At 36.4% G+C, this 17,090-nt stretch carries 13 protein-coding genes; 10 read left to right on the plus strand and 3 right to left on the minus strand.

Features of this window, described 5'->3' with window-relative positions:
• Positions 1 to 363: 363 nt before the first annotated feature.
• The 7 genes from G530_RS16690 (at position 364) to G530_RS0108525 (ending at position 11,407) form a co-directional block, all read left to right on the plus strand.
• Entirely contained in the window at positions 364 to 1,374 is a 1,011-nt protein-coding gene (locus G530_RS16690; RefSeq protein ID WP_035716036.1) for a helix-turn-helix transcriptional regulator, read from the plus strand.
• 397 nt (positions 1,375 to 1,771) lie between these two features.
• Entirely contained in the window at positions 1,772 to 3,166 is a 1,395-nt protein-coding gene (locus G530_RS0108500; protein ID WP_026934127.1) for a hypothetical protein, read from the plus strand.
• Positions 3,167 to 3,238: 72 nt separating this feature from the next.
• Positions 3,239 to 5,326 carry a thrombospondin type 3 repeat-containing protein gene (locus tag G530_RS17745; RefSeq protein ID WP_205619193.1) on the plus strand — a complete coding sequence of 696 codons (2,088 nt, stop codon included), beginning with the start codon at positions 3,239 to 3,241 and terminating at the stop codon, positions 5,324 to 5,326.
• Between the two features lie 77 nt (positions 5,327 to 5,403).
• On the plus strand, positions 5,404 to 6,429 hold the full coding sequence (locus G530_RS0108510; protein WP_026934128.1) for a hypothetical protein: 1,026 nt from the start codon (positions 5,404 to 5,406) through the stop codon (positions 6,427 to 6,429).
• 83 nt (positions 6,430 to 6,512) lie between these two features.
• Positions 6,513 to 8,570 carry a thrombospondin type 3 repeat-containing protein gene (locus G530_RS17310; RefSeq protein ID WP_051199737.1) on the plus strand — a complete coding sequence of 686 codons (2,058 nt, stop codon included), beginning with the start codon at positions 6,513 to 6,515 and terminating at the stop codon, positions 8,568 to 8,570.
• Positions 8,571 to 9,020: 450 nt separating this feature from the next.
• Positions 9,021 to 10,067: a M12 family metallopeptidase gene (locus G530_RS0108520; RefSeq protein WP_026934129.1), complete on the plus strand. Its 1,047-nt coding sequence runs from the start codon at positions 9,021 to 9,023 to the stop codon at positions 10,065 to 10,067.
• A gap of 239 nt (positions 10,068 to 10,306) precedes the next feature.
• Positions 10,307 to 11,407, plus strand: a complete 1,101-nt coding sequence (locus tag G530_RS0108525; RefSeq protein WP_026934130.1) for a M12 family metallopeptidase — start codon at positions 10,307 to 10,309, stop codon at positions 11,405 to 11,407.
• A gap of 53 nt (positions 11,408 to 11,460) precedes the next feature.
• On the opposite strand, the gene G530_RS0108530 is transcribed toward G530_RS0108525, so the two are convergent.
• A complete protein-coding gene (locus tag G530_RS0108530; protein ID WP_026934131.1) occupies positions 11,461 to 12,054 on the minus strand; it encodes an acyl carrier protein phosphodiesterase in 594 nt (197 codons plus the stop codon).
• A 139-nt stretch (positions 12,055 to 12,193) separates the two neighbouring features.
• Here G530_RS0108530 and glmM point away from each other — a divergent pair, with 139 nt between their 5' ends.
• Positions 12,194 to 13,579, plus strand: a complete 1,386-nt coding sequence (gene glmM / locus G530_RS0108535) for a phosphoglucosamine mutase (RefSeq protein WP_026934132.1) — start codon at positions 12,194 to 12,196, stop codon at positions 13,577 to 13,579.
• Here glmM and G530_RS0108540 read toward each other — a convergent pair.
• Positions 13,576 to 14,481 (minus strand): lysophospholipid acyltransferase family protein, encoded by a 906-nt coding sequence (locus G530_RS0108540; protein WP_026934133.1) that lies wholly within the window; start codon positions 14,479 to 14,481, stop codon positions 13,576 to 13,578. The two genes, glmM and G530_RS0108540, sit on opposite strands and share 4 nt — an antisense overlap.
• Positions 14,482 to 14,533: 52 nt before the next feature.
• Between G530_RS0108540 and G530_RS0108545 the strand changes: the two genes are divergently transcribed.
• Together G530_RS0108545 and G530_RS0108550 are read left to right on the plus strand one after the other, a co-directional pair.
• Positions 14,534 to 15,181, plus strand: a complete 648-nt coding sequence (locus G530_RS0108545) for a rhomboid family intramembrane serine protease (RefSeq protein ID WP_026934134.1) — start codon at positions 14,534 to 14,536, stop codon at positions 15,179 to 15,181.
• A 47-nt stretch (positions 15,182 to 15,228) separates the two neighbouring features.
• The gene (locus tag G530_RS0108550) at positions 15,229 to 15,915 is read left to right on the plus strand and encodes an SIMPL domain-containing protein (protein WP_026934135.1); all 687 of its coding nucleotides are present in this window, start codon (positions 15,229 to 15,231) and stop codon (positions 15,913 to 15,915) included.
• 44 nt (positions 15,916 to 15,959) lie between these two features.
• Here G530_RS0108550 and G530_RS0108555 read toward each other — a convergent pair whose 3' ends face one another.
• Positions 15,960 to 17,081 (minus strand): TlpA disulfide reductase family protein, encoded by a 1,122-nt coding sequence (locus G530_RS0108555; protein WP_026934136.1) that lies wholly within the window; start codon positions 17,079 to 17,081, stop codon positions 15,960 to 15,962.
• Positions 17,082 to 17,090: the final 9 nt, after the last annotated feature.

Here is a 17,090-nt window from a genome sequence, read left to right on the forward strand (position 1 = left end):
AGTTACTTATTGTATTAATATATAAAAAGCTAATACCAATCTACTGATGTTAAGGTTGCTGTAATTTTTGAGTGTTTGGCTATTAATTTTACCAGGGAGCTTATAAATTGAATCTTATAGATTGAAATTTATAATGCTTTTAAATCTGAAAGTTATCCTTTAAACTTCTTTTTAAGTATTTGTGTGTCAGTATAATATTACCGGATTTTTTATCAATTATGGGGGGAATCACTTATATTTGGTTCATCCAAAAATACCTTTCCCGAGTCTATTTCCTACGAATGTCCACGACATTCAACTATGTTAAGAATGCAAGCCCCCCTGTATTTCTGAAAAATATTTTATTTTATTTAATGCTGATTGATGATGGAAAAAAGACAATTATTAATTGTAAGCCGTAACCAGGAATTCATAGATAGACTAGTAGAACAGGTAAGTGTATATTTTGAAATTACTTCGGAAAAATCTATACATGTAGCTTATAATACTGCCTTAAACCTCTTACCGGATACTATATTCTTTGATAAGAATTCCTATAATAAAGCTTCCGACTTTAGAAATCTTAAAAATTTCAAATCCACTCATTTTCTAACAAAAAGTTTTTTGATCGTATACGGTAGCGATACAGACCTTTCAATTCTAAATAAGCGGTATAAAAATATTATAGACGAATTTGTATCAGATCAATTAAATATAGATCAAATCGTTGCTAAGATCCAGAGGGATACGAAATGTAAAAACTATAATTACTGGCATGACTGTTTTATGGGCTTATTTAATCTCATGACCCAGCCAATTGTGCTTTTACAGCAGAATAATATCATAGCCATGAATGATGCTTTCAAAAAAACATTTCGATTAGAGAAAATAGATGGACATAAACTAACTGATTTTGTGAATATTGAAAATAAAGCAAAGGTTAAAACAAGTCTACGAAATTTTGCCAGGGGCAAACATATGAAGGCTGTAACCGCCACTTCGCTTTTGATCAATAATGATAAACTTAGAAATGCCAGAGTAAGTTTTTCTAAGTTAAGTAGAAACATCACAGATCAATTTATTATGATGATAGATTTCTCTGGTGAGGAAGATACGATGGATGATAGAATTGGAAGTCATGCAAATCAGGTAGAAAAATGTTTTAAAGAGAACAGTGAAATGGCAGAGTTTAGTTTTACTAAACGTGAAAAGGAAATTATTTCACTATTATGCCAGGGATACAAAACTAAAGAAATTTCAGATGCATTATTCATATCTCCAAAAACCATAGAAAAGCACCGCTCTAATATAATTAAGAGAACAAATTCTGAGACTATACTGGAAAGCATTGTTTACGCAATCAACCATAACCTAGTTGATTTGCCAAAATCTTAAATAAATTATAAAATACTGTTAAACAGGCGTTTATTTTATAATTATACGGGTTTTCCCCCATGCGCCTCGATAACCGACTTTCATAAATTTACTGTGGATTTAAATAAAAGTACTTTTCCTACACCTTTTATTTGAAACTGTTCAATAACCCCCCAAATCACTAATTTTTATTGTTTTGATACTTTACTTCCATGGGGAAGGTCTGTATATATATTAACCATTCTAAATATTATTAACCAATACTTTCTATTATGAAAACTTAAGTCACTCCCACAATTTCTAATTTTTCCCAAGTCTTTTATTTGATCCTAAGACCCTTTCTGTTATTCACTTCAGATAAGGTGATATAATAGTTTATTAACCATTCTAAATTTTTATAAACCAAAACTTTTTTATTATGAAAAAAATTAATCTTTTTCTGGCATACTTTGCTGTAATGGCAATGGTATTAACCGGATGTAGTAAGGATGATCCGGGAACAAGTAATGTTCCTGATTCAGCTGAAACAGCTACCCTTCAATTGGGACCGCTTTTAAATGATGCTGAAACTCGTGCTTTTCTGAAGCAGGAAGAACAGGACATTCCAGATTGTACAGGTGAAACTCCTGGGTTTGCCCAGTTGTCTATTATATATGGACCTGATGATACTGTAAAGGAAGATATAATAGTTGCTATTAAAGAAGATGATCAGGGATTATTCACTGCTTATTCTGAAGACCTTGAACTTCCTATACCTGCGGGCGAAACCACTATTTCGGTAACGCTTACAGAATTTGTGGTCTGGACCAATGTGGGGGGTAATCCCGGAGATGTTATTTGGGTTGCACCTATAGAGGGAAGTGACTATGCAGATTTTGTTGACCAGCCAGTTGGAGCGAATTTCACTTTCGATCTACGCGCTGGTTCTAAAAACTATGTAAATGTAGATGTAATATGTTATGATAATCGTGATGTCAATCTGTATGGTTATCAATTCTTCACAATTACTCCTATACCTCTTATCGAATTTTGCATTTTTGGAAACTATTGTACTCCTGAAGGGAGACATTTCGTTGCTTCATACAGTGTGAATGTATATGAGAGTAATGATGGTGTAAAAGGAGAGCTTATCCATGCTCTACTAAATAATGTTATTGGAGAAGGTAGTGATGCTTATTCAGATCCATTATGTTTCTTCGTTCCGGACTTACCGAATGTAAATGATAATGATGAGGAGTATTATGTAGAAATCACCTTATTATCTGATACTCCTGGCTATAATGGGCCGGATATTGAAATAGCTAACGGCCCAATTTCTGTTGCCGAGATCAAATTATTCTTCGGGGATAATGGAACTCTTGATTACTACCACTTCCAATATGGATGTGAGGACGGAGTACCACCACCATTTGGAGAGCCAGGGACCAAAAGATATAAGGCATGTATAAAATATCTTGATAGTGATGATGATATTGCAGGTTTTGCCTACCTGTCTTTAGATGGTACTACACTTACCGCCTCAACCTCCCTAGTAGGTCTTGAGCAGGGAGAAATGCATCCGCAACATATTCACGAAAATACATCGTGTGGAGATTATGGCCCTGTAGCCATTCCTCTAGATTTCGCTGATGGGACTTTTCCATCTGCAGATATTGTAGTAGGACCGTCAGTATTCCTGAATTACTCAGAGGTAATACCAGGAGTGACATTGTCCAATCTTCAAGATAGAACTGTAGTTATTCACGGTAAAGTAGTAGACGACGAATATGTGGTGGGAGAACCAGTGGCCTGTGGTGAACTTGAAGAATATTAAAAAAATCAGCAACCCGATTCAATGCACAGAATCGGGTTGTTTAATAATTAACCATTCTAAATAAAAATCATTATGAGAATAATTAAAAATTACATGACCTTGATGGTTATGGTGCTTTTTCTCTTTACTTCCTGTTCTAAGGAAGAATCAGGAGAAGCAAACGATGTTTCCAGTGATTCGGCTACACTTTTCTTTGGGCCAATTCTGGATGACTTTAATAATCTAAATAGACAGCAGGAGCAGGAGGAAATTCCTGAATGCTCTAGTGATGATGCAGCATTTGCACAGATTATGTTAACCTACGGAGAGGATAATATTCCTGTTCAGGTGGTTGTGCCAATTTCAGAAGATGAAAACGGCCTCTTTACCCTCTATGATGATAAATTGGAAATTCCAATCCCCAGCGGAGAGACTACGGTTTCTGTAACCTTAACAGATTTTGTGGTTTGGAATGATGATGGTGGTGAACCGGGAATACCTATTTGGGTAGCACCTAAAGAAGGAAGTGAATATGCGAAATTTGTTTCAGACCCATTATCAAATGAGTTTACATTAAGAGCGGGTTCAAAAAATTACGTAAATGTTGATGTGATTTGTTATGATGATCGTGATGTTAATCTTTATGGATATCAATTCTTTGATATAAACCCAGTACCACTTACTAAGTTATGTGTATTCGCTAATTATTGTATAACACCGGGAGGAAGAGATAGAGTAGCGAATTACACTTTTGATCTTTACACCTATTCGGGAGATTCTGTAGAAGATAATCCAATTACCGATGAGAGTCTTTACACCCTGATAAATATGGGTAATGACACACCGACTACAGATTCAGATGGAGATACATATTACGCTGACCCACTTTGTATGGTAATACCTAAAGGAGATGATAACAATGCAGATGATGAATATTTGTATTGGGAAATGACTCTTGAAGATTGGGATGATTATTACGGAGAAGCACCAGAAATTACTTTGTCAGGATATTTAACCTGGAACCAGGTTAAGAGTTATTATAATAACGACGGTACAATTGATTATATCCACCTTTTCTTTAATTGTGAGGAATGTCCAGAAGGAGATGGCACAGATGGAGATAATGATGGAGTGGAAGATTCGTGTGACAATTGTCCAGCTATTCCAAACTCAGATCAAGCAGACAGGGACAATGATGGAATTGGAGATGTTTGTGATCAATGTCCAGATGAGCCTGGAATAGGAGGATTTGGATGTCCAGATGACCCATGTATCGCAGGACCAGACACTGATGGAGATGGTATCAATGACGTATGCGATGTTTGTCCAGAAGGAGATGATAATGTAGATACAGATGGAGATGAAGTTCCTGATGCCTGTGATAACTGTCCTGAAAAGGCAAATGCAGACGGTCAGGAGATGGATAGAGATAATGATGGAGTAGGTGATGCCTGCGATGAGTGTCCTGATGATCCAGGAACCGGTGGCTTTGGATGTCCTGATGATCCTTGTATTTCTCAACCAGACCCAGACGGTGATGATGTTAGAGGAAATTGCGATAACTGTCCCAACGTTCCGAATCCTTTACAGACCGATTCTGATAACGACGGAATAGGTGATGCATGTGACTTCTGTCCTGATGAGGCAAACGAAGATAACCTGGATTCTGATGGTGATGGAATTGGAGATGTATGTGATTCATGTCCAAATGATTCTACCAATACTTGTAATGATGGAGAAAAAGGATGTGAAACTGCATGGATGTTTGGAGATCATACATTCACTAATAAAGATAATGATGGGTTGAGTATAACCGCTAAGTGGGGTTGGGCTGAATATTTTGAAGTAGGCCAAAGTCCAGAGACATTTAATTTCTATGCTGGTGCGGGACAAAATAATACTAACAATGGATATTTAGCTGGTACTGTCGAGATATCAAAATCAGGATCAACACTTACAATTGAGGTAACCGCGGCGAATGATGTAGATATTAGCGAAATAGCTATTTATACCAGCTATTTAAAACCAACTACAGCTTCACCAGGCCAGTTTGATAAACTCGATGACGTTCAGGGAGAGAAAGATTCCAGCCCGGGTCCTGTCAATACTTATACATTCGATTACCCTGGTAACGATCCTATTTGGATTGCCGTACACGGTGATGTTTGTGGAAAGGATTAAAAATTTTAAAATTTCATGCTCCGGAACCACTCCGGAGCATGTTTTAACCATTCTAATTATTAACTAAAACTTTTATTATGAAAACATTTAAATTTTATTTGGCAACAATCGCCGTGTTCGCTCTGTTGCTCACTTCCTGTTCTAAGGATGAGGCAGGATCAGCTACCTCGGTATCAGATAATGTGGCAAGTTTAGCGCTTGGACCAATCCTTCAGGGAGCAGATTTTAATAGACAACAGATTACTCCAGAAGATACTCCTGAGTGTTCAGGTCTGGATCCCGCTTTTGCACAAATAAGACTGGTTTATGGAGATAGCGATACTGAAGTTATAACCATTGTGGCAATTCAAGAAGATGCTCAGGGATTATTCACTGAATATAGTGATGATCTGGAAATTCCTATTCCTATGGGAGAAACTACGGTATCTGTAACATTAACAGACTTTGTTGTATGGTCAGATGACGGTGGAAGTCCAGGTGAGATAATCTGGGTAGCTCCACGCGAAGGTAGCGAGTTCGATATGTTCGTTGATGATCCATTGGATAGTGACGAAATTATTCTAAGAGCTGGATCAAAAAATTACGTGAACGTAGATGTAATTTGCTATGATGATCGTGATGTAAACCTATATGGTTACCAGTTCTTCGACATTACTCCAATTCCACTATATGACTTCTGTATTTTCGCGAACTATTGTTCAGATGAAGGAAGACACTATACTGCAGATTACACTTTAACTATATATGAGTATGACGCAGAAACTGAAACTGTAGGTGATCAAATTTTCATGGATACTCCTAATAAAGGAATGATGGAAGATGGAACTCATTGGGCAGATCCATTGTGTGCTGTGATTCCAGGTCCGGGGGATGCAGATTCAGATGAACCATATTTATATTTTGAAGCAACTTTAAGTGACTGGGCTCCTTATTATACTTCCGAAGATGACGATGAGGATATGATATCCGGAACTCTTACTTGGGATCTAGTTGAATCATTGCTAAATAGAGATGGTGATGATGATACTACGAACTACTGGCATATTTTCTTTAATTGTGAAGAAGAAGATGGTCCTAGTGGTTCTGCTATAGAACCACAATAATAATAGTTTACTAAGAACTAACCCGGAATTACCGGGTTAGTTTTTCTTAAAACTATTTCCCTATTAATTATAAACCAATTATTATGAGATTTTTAATAAAATATCTGGCATTGTTTGCCCTTATATCTCTATTATTTTCTTCTTGTTCTAAAGACGAAACAACAGATATAGCTACAGAAGTGTCAGAGGATGCCGCAAGCATTTATTTTGGACCTCTTTTGGCCGATTTAAACAATCAGCTAAACAGACAGCAGGAACAGAATATTCCAGAATGTTCTGGTGATGATCCAGTTTACGCTCAAATAAAATTAACTTATGGAAATGATAATACTCCTGTAGAGGTTATTGTAGAAATTCTGGAAGATGATCAAGGGCTGTTTACAGCTTATGATGAAGCCTTAGAAATTCCTATACCATCTGGGGAAACAACAGTATCGGTTTCTTTGAATGAATTTATAGTATGGAACGAAATTGATGATGCGCCGGGAATACCTATATGGGTAGCACCAAAAAGCGGCAGTGAATATGCTAAATTCGTTTCTGATCCACTTTCTAACGTATTCTCGTTAAGAGCTGGATCCAAAAATTATATAAATGTAGATGTGATTTGCTATGACGATAGAGATGTAAATCTTTATGGCTACCAGTTTTTCGATATTAATCCAGTTCCTCTTTACGATCTATGCGTTTTTGCAAATTACTGTACTGATGACGGTAGACATTATACTGCCAATTATAACCTGTCTTTATATGAATATGATGCTGAAGCAGAAGATGGAAAAGGCCAAATGATTTATGCAAATGAGACTCCTCAAATAGGTAATGATGAAGGAACTTATTGGGCAGATCCACTATGTGTAGTTATACCAGGTAGTGATGTTGCTTCCAATCTCCCATATTTGGTAATAGAAGTTTCGTTGCTTGACTGGGAAGGAAATTATATGGCAGAAGAGGATGATGAATCTACCATAACAGTAGAGTTATCCTGGAATATGATCAACAGTTTATTATCTAATGATGGAGTAAGTTCAGAGTATTGGCACTTCTTTTTTAACTGTCCTGAAAGTGATGGTCCGGGAGAATGTGATTTTGAAGATCCTGAAGCCGATTGTGATTCTGATGGAACAATCAATGGTGAAGATAATTGCCCTAATATTTCAAATCGCGATCAAGCCGATTTAGATGGTGACGACGTTGGAGATGTGTGTGATGATGATCGGGATGGAGATGGAACAGATAATGAATCAGACCCATGTCCAGACGATCCAAATGATGCCTGTGCTGACGAATGTGCAAATAGCGGTGGTGATACTGATGGAGATGGTATTTGTGATGATGATGATAATTGTCCAAGTGATGCAAATCCAGATCAGGAAGATTTAGACGGTGATGACGTTGGAGATGCATGTGATGACGACCGAGATGGAGATGGAACAGATAATGAATCAGACCCATGTCCAGACGATCCAAATGACGCCTGTGTAGATGAATGCGCAAATAGTGGTGGAGATAGCGATGGAGATGGTATTTGTGATGATGATGATAATTGTCCTAATGATGCAAATCCGGGTCAGGAAGATTTAGATGGTGATGACGTTGGAGATGTGTGTGATGATGACCGAGATGGAGATGGAACAGATAATGAATCAGACCCATGTCCAGACGATCCAAATGATGCCTGTGCGGAAGAATGTGCAAATAATGGCGGAGATTCCGATGGAGATGGAATTTGCAATGATGATGATAATTGTCCAAATGAGAATCCAGATCTGGATTACGACATGGATGGTTGCGAAGACATACCTGATTCTTGCGAATTCATTACTGATAATGATTGTAGCTTCCTTATTTGGGATCAAACTACCGCTTCAGGAGGGAATCCTATCTATGGAATTGATTTAGATAATGAGAACATTGGTAGTGTAGAGATACAAATAAATGGAGATAGTGATGTCGAAATAGATTTCAATTTAGATATCGATTACTTATTAGATGATATCTATATAGTTCTTGATGACGGAACTACCAGATGTGCATCTAACCTCGGGCAAGGATTAAATAATTTTGTCTTTGAAGGTACATTCTCAGAGCAACAATCGATTTTAATCTACGCGAATGTTTGCCCGGCGACGGCAAACTAGTATTTAAATTATAATCCGCATATATTATTTGACCGGGGGGTGACTAATTTTGCGGATTAATACCCATTCCAATGTGGAATGTGTGGAGCTGTCCGGATTTATCCGGACAGCTTTTTTTTATAGTAAAAATTAAATTTGTTTTCGAGGTTAAATAAATATTCTATGTTAGTTGCTGTAATTCAGTTGTTTAAAAGTAGGAGATGTCTTTCAAAAAATCTTAAACCCTTTTAAAGATAAGACCTTACAACGTTCATAAATATATTTTCTTCGTCTAATTTTTTAACTCTATAAATAAAATCAGAATGGATAATAACCATATATGTAGGAATTTAATTGTTAAAAAATTAACTTAATGTGAAGTTAAAAATTTTGGTACAAACCTTGTAAATCACTGAATGAAAAATTGATAAGAATAGAATTATTAGAAACTTAAAATTAAAAGACCTACTTATGAGAAAATTGAAATTATTCTTCTGGCTACCAGCTTTATCTATAATAGCTTGTAGCGATGACCCCGTAACAGAAGAGATTCCAGTTGAAAACCAAAACAAAATTGAAACCTCAAACGTAAATGATCCATTAGTTGAAGTAGCCTATCCTGACTCCAAAGGTACTATTACAGATATATATTATACCGGAATGAAATTGCCAGTGGAGAACGTAAATGGTAAGTATATTTATCAGGGAGATATCATTATTCCAAAATCAAAAGCTTCTAAGAGCCCTGTTCAATTGGTATATGAAAAAGGTGAAGCTCCTGCCCAAAAAAGTGTTGGACGTACCTCTGCTTACTGGACAGATAACACCGTATATTATGATATAGATGGTAGCTTACCTGATAAAGATCGTGTATACGATGCGATAAGTCACTGGGAAGCTAATACTAATCTTGAATTCGTAAAGCGTTCTGGCCAGTCTAATTATATTTATTTCACTCCTGGTTCTGGCTGTTCTTCATACGTAGGGATGACTGGCGGGAAGCAGAATATTACGCTTGCAAGCGCATGTTCTACCGGAAATACAATTCACGAGATAGGTCATGCTGTTGGTCTATGGCACGAGCAGAGTCGTGTAGATAGAGATAAGCATATTACGGTTCACTTTAATAATATTCAGAGTGGTCGCGAATATAATTTTGAAACATATGCCAGCGCTGGATATGATGGAGACGAATTTACTACCAATTTAGATTTCGGTTCAATAATGATGTATAGTCCTTATTCTTTTTCAAAGAATGGTGAACCTACTATAACTAGAAGAGACGGATCTTTATACAGTGCGCAGAGAAGCGCGCTTTCTAGCGGCGATATCCAGGGTGTAAACTCTATGTATCCAACTGGAGGTGGTGGATCAACAGGTGGTAATAATTATATAAATGGTGAATACTATACGATCGAAGGCTTAACGGTATTAAGATATTTGGATGAATGGTGGTACGATACCAGATTTGGATGGAGAAAAGTAAAATTAGTCAACGGAAATTGGGAATGGGCTTAACCAAATAAGATAAAATCCCGGTTTGTTTTATCCTAACCGGGATTTTTTATGTGTAAATAAAATGTTAAAGCCACACAGTGTGTAGATAAGCTCCACAGTTAATTTTTTAGGATACTCGAAATTCAAAAATCCTATATTCGATAAAGAGTAAATTTAACCGATTAAATACATTATTAATTTCACGGGGTGGTCGAAACCCAAAATTCAATCACTCTTTAAACCACTAAAAACTCCTACTTATGAAAAATCTAAAGTATTTCTTAGCAGTGCCCTTACTGGCATTTATGTCCTGTAGTGATGATGAAATATCAAATTCTTTATCTCAGGAAAACGAGTTTGAAAAATTCCTTGCTGATGATCTTACTGAAATTGCTTTTCCCAATAAAACCGGAATTGTATCTGATGTCTATTTCGCAGGTAGAAAACTTCCAGTAGAAATGATTGAAGGGAAGTATGTATATCAGGGAGATATTTTTCTTTCTGAATCTAGTATTTCTAAAAGCCCGGTAGATTTAGTTTTGAAATCTAATGAAGAGCCTACCGAATTAAGTAAAAGTGTTGGCCGTACAAAATTCTTCTGGCCAGAGAATACAGTTTATTATGATATAGATCCTGCTTTGCCGAATCAGCAAAGAGTATCTGACGCTATTTCGCATTGGGAATCTAATACTGCGGTTAAGTTCGTTAGACGTTCTTCAGAATCTAATTACGTTTACTTTACTCCTGGAGGAGGTTGTTCCTCATATGTTGGAATGATAGGAGGAAGGCAGCCTATTACTCTCGCTGATGGTTGTTCTACAGGGAATACTATCCATGAAATAGGTCATGCTGTAGGATTATGGCATGAACAAAGTAGATCAGACAGAGATCAGACCATTACTGTTCATTTTGATAATATTATTTCTGGTAGAGAGCATAATTTTTATACTTATGTTCAAGCTGGGTATGATGGTGCAGACTATACTGCGGGACTGGACCTTGGTTCGTTAATGATGTATAGTTCGTATTCATTTTCAGCGAATGGACAGCCTACAATTACAAGGAAAGATGGTTCAGCATTCTCTGTACAACGCTCCCAACTTTCAGCCGGTGATCTTGAAGGAATAGAAGTGATGTATCCTGGTGCTACTACCCAGCCGGAACCAACTGAACCGGAGCCAACCGAACCAGAGCCTACAGAGCCAGAGCCAACTAATCCTGAACCGGAGTATGTTAATGGTGAATGGTATGTTATTGAAGGTGTAATGGTGCTTAGAAAGGACGACACCTGGTATGTTGAAAAAGGAAAAAATTTAAAAGAAGTAGAGCTGATAAATGGAAGATGGAGATTTGTAAAATAATCTGAACCTTGCAGAATGAAGTATTTAAAAGGTCGGTTTAAAACCGGCCTTTTCTATTTCTCATTAAGTTCCAAAATTTTTTCCTTGCTAAAGACAATGACTTCATCAAAGAAGATCTCGAATTCAAATTGAAAATCCTGATAATGTTCCTGTAGCTCTTTCGTTGCTAAATGCATATCAGATTTTCTTCCAGTTCTTCTATTCATTCCAGAAAGCACCTTTTCAATACCTTCTATAGAAGCGTAACTCAAGAGCCAGTTATCATTGATCATATACGGCAGAAAACTTTTTACTTTTGAAGGTAAGATATCGAAGTTATTTTCTAATAGAGCATAGAAATCAAGGGTGTACTTTTCTAATTGCGATCCAGAATATTTTCTCCAGTTGGCTGCCAGGAAGTGATCATAGAAAATATCTACGATAATTCCGCTATAGTGACCATAGGTAGAGAAGAGTCTCTTAGTGCTTTGTTTGAAAACAGGATGTGTGTCTGTGTAATAATCTATCGCCCTGTGCAACACAATTCCTTTTTGAATTTCCTCTGGATATTTCAGGTATTTTTTCCCTTTAATAGAATCGGCCATGAAATTACCGATTTTAATTTGATCATTATCTCCAGATAAATAGATATGGGCTAAAAAATTCATTTAGGGAAGATACAAATTAAAGAATACCGGGGTTAATTTTTGTTAACTTTTAGAGAGTAACTTTATAGCCATGTATATTTGTGAAATATTGAATACCCTACATTTTAGGAGTAAATCATAGAAAAATAATAAATCAAGAATGACATTAATAAAATCTATTTCCGGAATACGAGGAACCATTGGAGGTAAAACAGGCGAAAATTTAACACCTTTAGATACTGTAAAATTTGCCGCGGCTTATGGTACGTGGCTAAAAGCACAATCTAATACCGAAAAACTGAAAGTGGTTGTTGGTAGAGATGCCAGAATCTCCGGGAAAATGATCCAGGAGCTTACTATGAATACTTTAACCGGCTTAGGAATAGATGTAATTGATCTTGGTTTATCTACAACGCCTACAGTCGAAGTTGCTGTGCCATTAGAAAAAGCAGATGGCGGAATAATTCTTACTGCCAGTCACAATCCTAAACAATGGAACGCCTTGAAACTATTAAATAGTAAAGGGGAGTTTTTAGACGGTGAAGCAGGAGCAAAGATTCTTGAGATCGCAGAGCAGGAAGGTTTTAATTTTGCAGATGTGGATGATCTCGGTGAAATTTCAGTGATCGAGGACTATATAGAAAAACATATAGATGAAGTTTTAAAATTGAAACTGGTAGATGCAGATAAGGTTGCAAAGGCAAATCTAAAAGTTGCTGTAGACGCCGTGAATTCTACCGGTGGTATTGCGATTCCTGCATTATTAAAACGAATGGGCGTTGAGGTTATAGAACTTTATTGTGAACCAAATGGTCATTTCCCGCATAACCCGGAGCCATTGAAAGAGCACTTAAAAGATATCTGTGAATTGGTAAAAAAAGAAAAGGCAGATTTCGGTATTGTAGTAGATCCAGATGTAGACAGGCTAGCATTTATTGATGAAAATGGTGAGATGTTTGGAGAAGAATATACACTTGTTGCCTGTGCAGATTATGTGCTTTCCAAAACCCCTGGAAATACGGTAAGTAATTTATCTTCCTCCAGAGCTCTAAGAGATATAACCCAAAAGCACAAGGGTAATTATGAGGCCAGTGCGGTAGGAGAGGTGAATGTCGTTCAGCTTATGAAAGATAATAATGCTGTTATTGGTGGAGAAGGTAATGGAGGAATAATATATCCAGAAGCGCATTATGGTAGAGATAGTCTTGTTGGATCAGCATTGTTCTTAACCTACTTGGCTGAAAATGGCAAGAAGGTTTCTGAGATCAGGAATGAGTATCCTTCCTATTATATGAGTAAGAATAAGATAGAACTAACACCAGATCTTGACGTTGACGGAATTCTGAAATCTGTAGAAAAAAGGCATTCTAAGGAAGAAATTTCTACCGTAGATGGTGTTAAGATCGATTTCCCTGAAAACTGGGTTCATCTTCGTAAATCTAACACAGAACCAATCATTAGAATTTATACTGAAGCTAAATCACAGAAGGAAGCTGATGATCTAGCACAGAAAATGATTAAAGAGATTAAGGATATAATTTCTTAATTAATTATTTCAGAATTTTCAGGAATGGGCTCATTGCGATGTTTCCATCGTTTATGAGTCCATAAATAATATTCTGGTTTCTTTCTTATTTGACTCTCCAGGTATTCTACAAACTTTTTAGTGATAGCATGTTCTGGTTCGTTAGGAGCGTCTTCAGTTATAGGTTTTATGGTTGCTTCATAAAATCCACGTCCTTTTTTCTCTACGTGAAGATAGATGACCGCCATATCCAGTTTTCTGGCCATTCTGTCTGATCCTTCAAAAACCGGTACGGTAATTCCCATAAAATCTATCCAGTATTTCGCACGACTAAGTTTGGGAGATTGATCAGCTATCATTGCATAATTTGCCAAAATCCCCTTCTCCTGATTATATCTTATTGTAGAAGTAGTTTCTTTAGTCGTGATCAAAGTTCCACCAAATCTTCCTCTAATTTTTTTTACCAGATTATCAAATCGTCTATTCTTAATTTGCTTATAGATACCGTAGGTTCTATATTTAAGACCATAAAGCTGTAAAGCATTTATCCATTCGTAACTGGCATAATGACCAAGCATTACAATTAGACTTTTATCCTGATTTTCCAGTTGTCTTAAATATTCCAGATTTGTAAAAGTGAATCGTTTTTCAATTTCCTTTTCTGAAATACTAATACTTTTTATCATCTCCAGAAACATGTCACACATGTGACTGTAGAATTTCTTCTGAATCTGTTTTATCTCATCTTCAGACTTTTCCGGAAACACCAGTTCCAGATTATTCCTTACCGTTTTTTTTCTGTAACCTATTATATGATAAACCAATACGAATACGAGATCCGAGACTATATAAAATAACCTGAATGGGAGAATGGAAATAAGCCATAGGATAGGGTAGATCAACCAGAAAACTAATCCTTGCATAAAAATTCTTTCGGCAAATATATGGTATATTTGAAATTAAACTTACGCAAATATGGGAGAATTAAGCCTTGCAACACTCGTTGTAATCGCCGTGAATGTTCTGGTTTCTTTTAAAGGTTTTAGTGATCAATCTTTTTTCAATAAATACAAATTCAATATTGCCGATATAAAAGGAGGTTCAAAATTTCAAATTTTCACCTCCGGCTTTCTCCATGTAGATACGGGACATCTATTTGTTAATATGCTTACCCTGTTTTTTTTCGCCAATGTCTTAATCTATAATTTAGGATCTGTTGCATTTATAATTATTTACCTGGGTAGTTTGTTATTAGGAAACCTGCTTTCATTTTTCTTTCATAAGAACGATTATCAATATACGGCAGTTGGTGCAAGTGGTGCGGTGATGGGGGTTTTATATTCAGCAATTCTTTTACAACCAGATATGACCCTGGGTCTATTCTTTGTTATTCCTGTCCCGGCCTATATCTTCGGAATTGGCTATCTATTATATACTATTTACGGTATGAAACGCAGGACAGACAATATTGGTCATGATGCTCATTTTGGCGGTGCGACAGGAGGTTACCTCTTAACCATGCTTTTTGCTCCGTGGGTATTTGAAACTCACCTGCTCATGGTTATTTTACTGGCAATCCCTATCGTTATTCTTTTTTTTCTGCAAAGAACAGGTTATTTATAGTTTGGTACTCTTCTTGGTTATATTCAATAAAACTAAAAACTATTTATATGAAAAAAGTATTATTTATTCTAACGCTGATTGCTGCTTTTCCGGCAATAGCTCAACAGAATATGGAAAGACCTGTAGTTAACGTTACCGGGGAAGGTACCGTAAAAGTAGAACCTGATGAGGTGCTTATTAAATCCCGAATAGAACATGAAGGTTCTTCTGCTGCCGAAGTTAAAAAGCAAAATGATGAGGTGGTGAATAAGGTGATCAAATACCTAAAATCACAGAATATAGATGAGAAGAATATTCAGACCGATTATATGAATCTGAATAAACGTTACGACTATAACGATAAAACCTATAGCTATGTAGCTAACCAGGCAATTTCTATAAGCCTGGATGATATAAAGGATTACGAAAGGATCATGAAAGGTCTATTAGAAAATGGACTTAATAGGATTGATGGAATTCAATTCAAGTCTTCTGAAATGGAAAAATACGAAAGGGAGGCTAGAAAAAAAGCTGTTCTGGACGCGCAAAATAAAGCCAGGCAACTATCTGAACCATTAGGACAGGAAGTTGGGAAAGCAGTTTCAATTAGTGAAATGGATTACCGAAATTCTCAACCTGTTTATAGAATGGATGAAGCTGTAGAAATGAGTGCAGCTAAAGGCAGTCAGGAAACGATTGCTCCCGGCGAATTAGAGATAAAGATAAAAGTAAATGTAGGCTTTGAGCTGAAATAAAAAAAGCGCCAATTGGCGCTTTTTTTAGTATTTCTAGGCTTGAATTATTTTAATAATTCTCCAATTTTATTAGCAAGAGCATCTCCTCTTAAATTCTTAGCTACAATAACTCCATTCTCGTCCAGAATGAAAGTAGCAGGAATAGAACGCACTCTATATTGTTTGGCAACAGGCTCATTCCAGAATTCCAGATTAGAAACGTGACTCCACTGTTCCAGATTATCATCTTCAATTGCTTGTAACCATCTGTCTTTTTGACCCGGTCTATCAAGAGATACACTAATAATATTCAATCCCTGGTCTTTATATTTATTATAGGTACGTACTAGGTTAGGATTCTCAATTCGGCAAGGTTTGCACCATGCGGCCCAAAAATCTACAATAGTAACTTTTCCTAAGTTTTCGTCTAAAGATAACTGCTCTCCATCTGGAGTAGGAGCTGTAAATTCAGGAGCTTTACTTCCAACTTCAGCCGCAAGACTATTGTCTAAATTTTGTTTTAATGATTTAGCCAGTGGAGTTTCTTTAATTCTATCTGAAACCTCAGTATACATATCTCTAACTTCAGACGAAGAATGAGTTCTCATATTAAGCATATCTGTTAATAACATGATAGAGACATAAGAATCTTTATTTCTATTGAATAGCTCTTTCTTAAAGGTTTTATCATTATCTCGTAATTCGGTTTGAGCTTCTCTTAAATTATTAAGGGTAGCAGTGTCTTTTTCACTTGCAGCGCGACGCATATCGGTTTGCATCCCAACCATTTTGCTGTTTAGCTCCTTTAAATGTTCCAAATATTCGGCAAGAGCTTTATTTTCTTTACCTCCCGAAATTTCGGTATTTCTTAGACTGTCTTTATTTATATCAAATCTTATTTCTTGATTTTCAGCAATAAAAACTACATTACCATTAACCCCTTCAAATCCCAGAAAGCTTAAACTAGGAAGATCCTGATCTTCCATGTCTATTTCGAATTTACCATCCTGAATGGTCGCAGTGTCAATTGGTTTTAGACTTCGAGTAGATTCATCTCTCTCAGAAATATAAACCTTGGTGCCGTTATCTAGGCCATCAATTGTTCCGCTTAAATAGTAGCCTTTATCCTCCTGGCATCCCGTTAGTATTAAAGCGAAACCAAAAATCAATATTGCTATTTTCTTCATTTGTTAAAG

The organism is Christiangramia echinicola DSM 19838 (assembly GCF_000423065.1).
Taxonomy (GTDB): Bacteria; Bacteroidota; Bacteroidia; order Flavobacteriales; family Flavobacteriaceae; genus Christiangramia; species Christiangramia echinicola.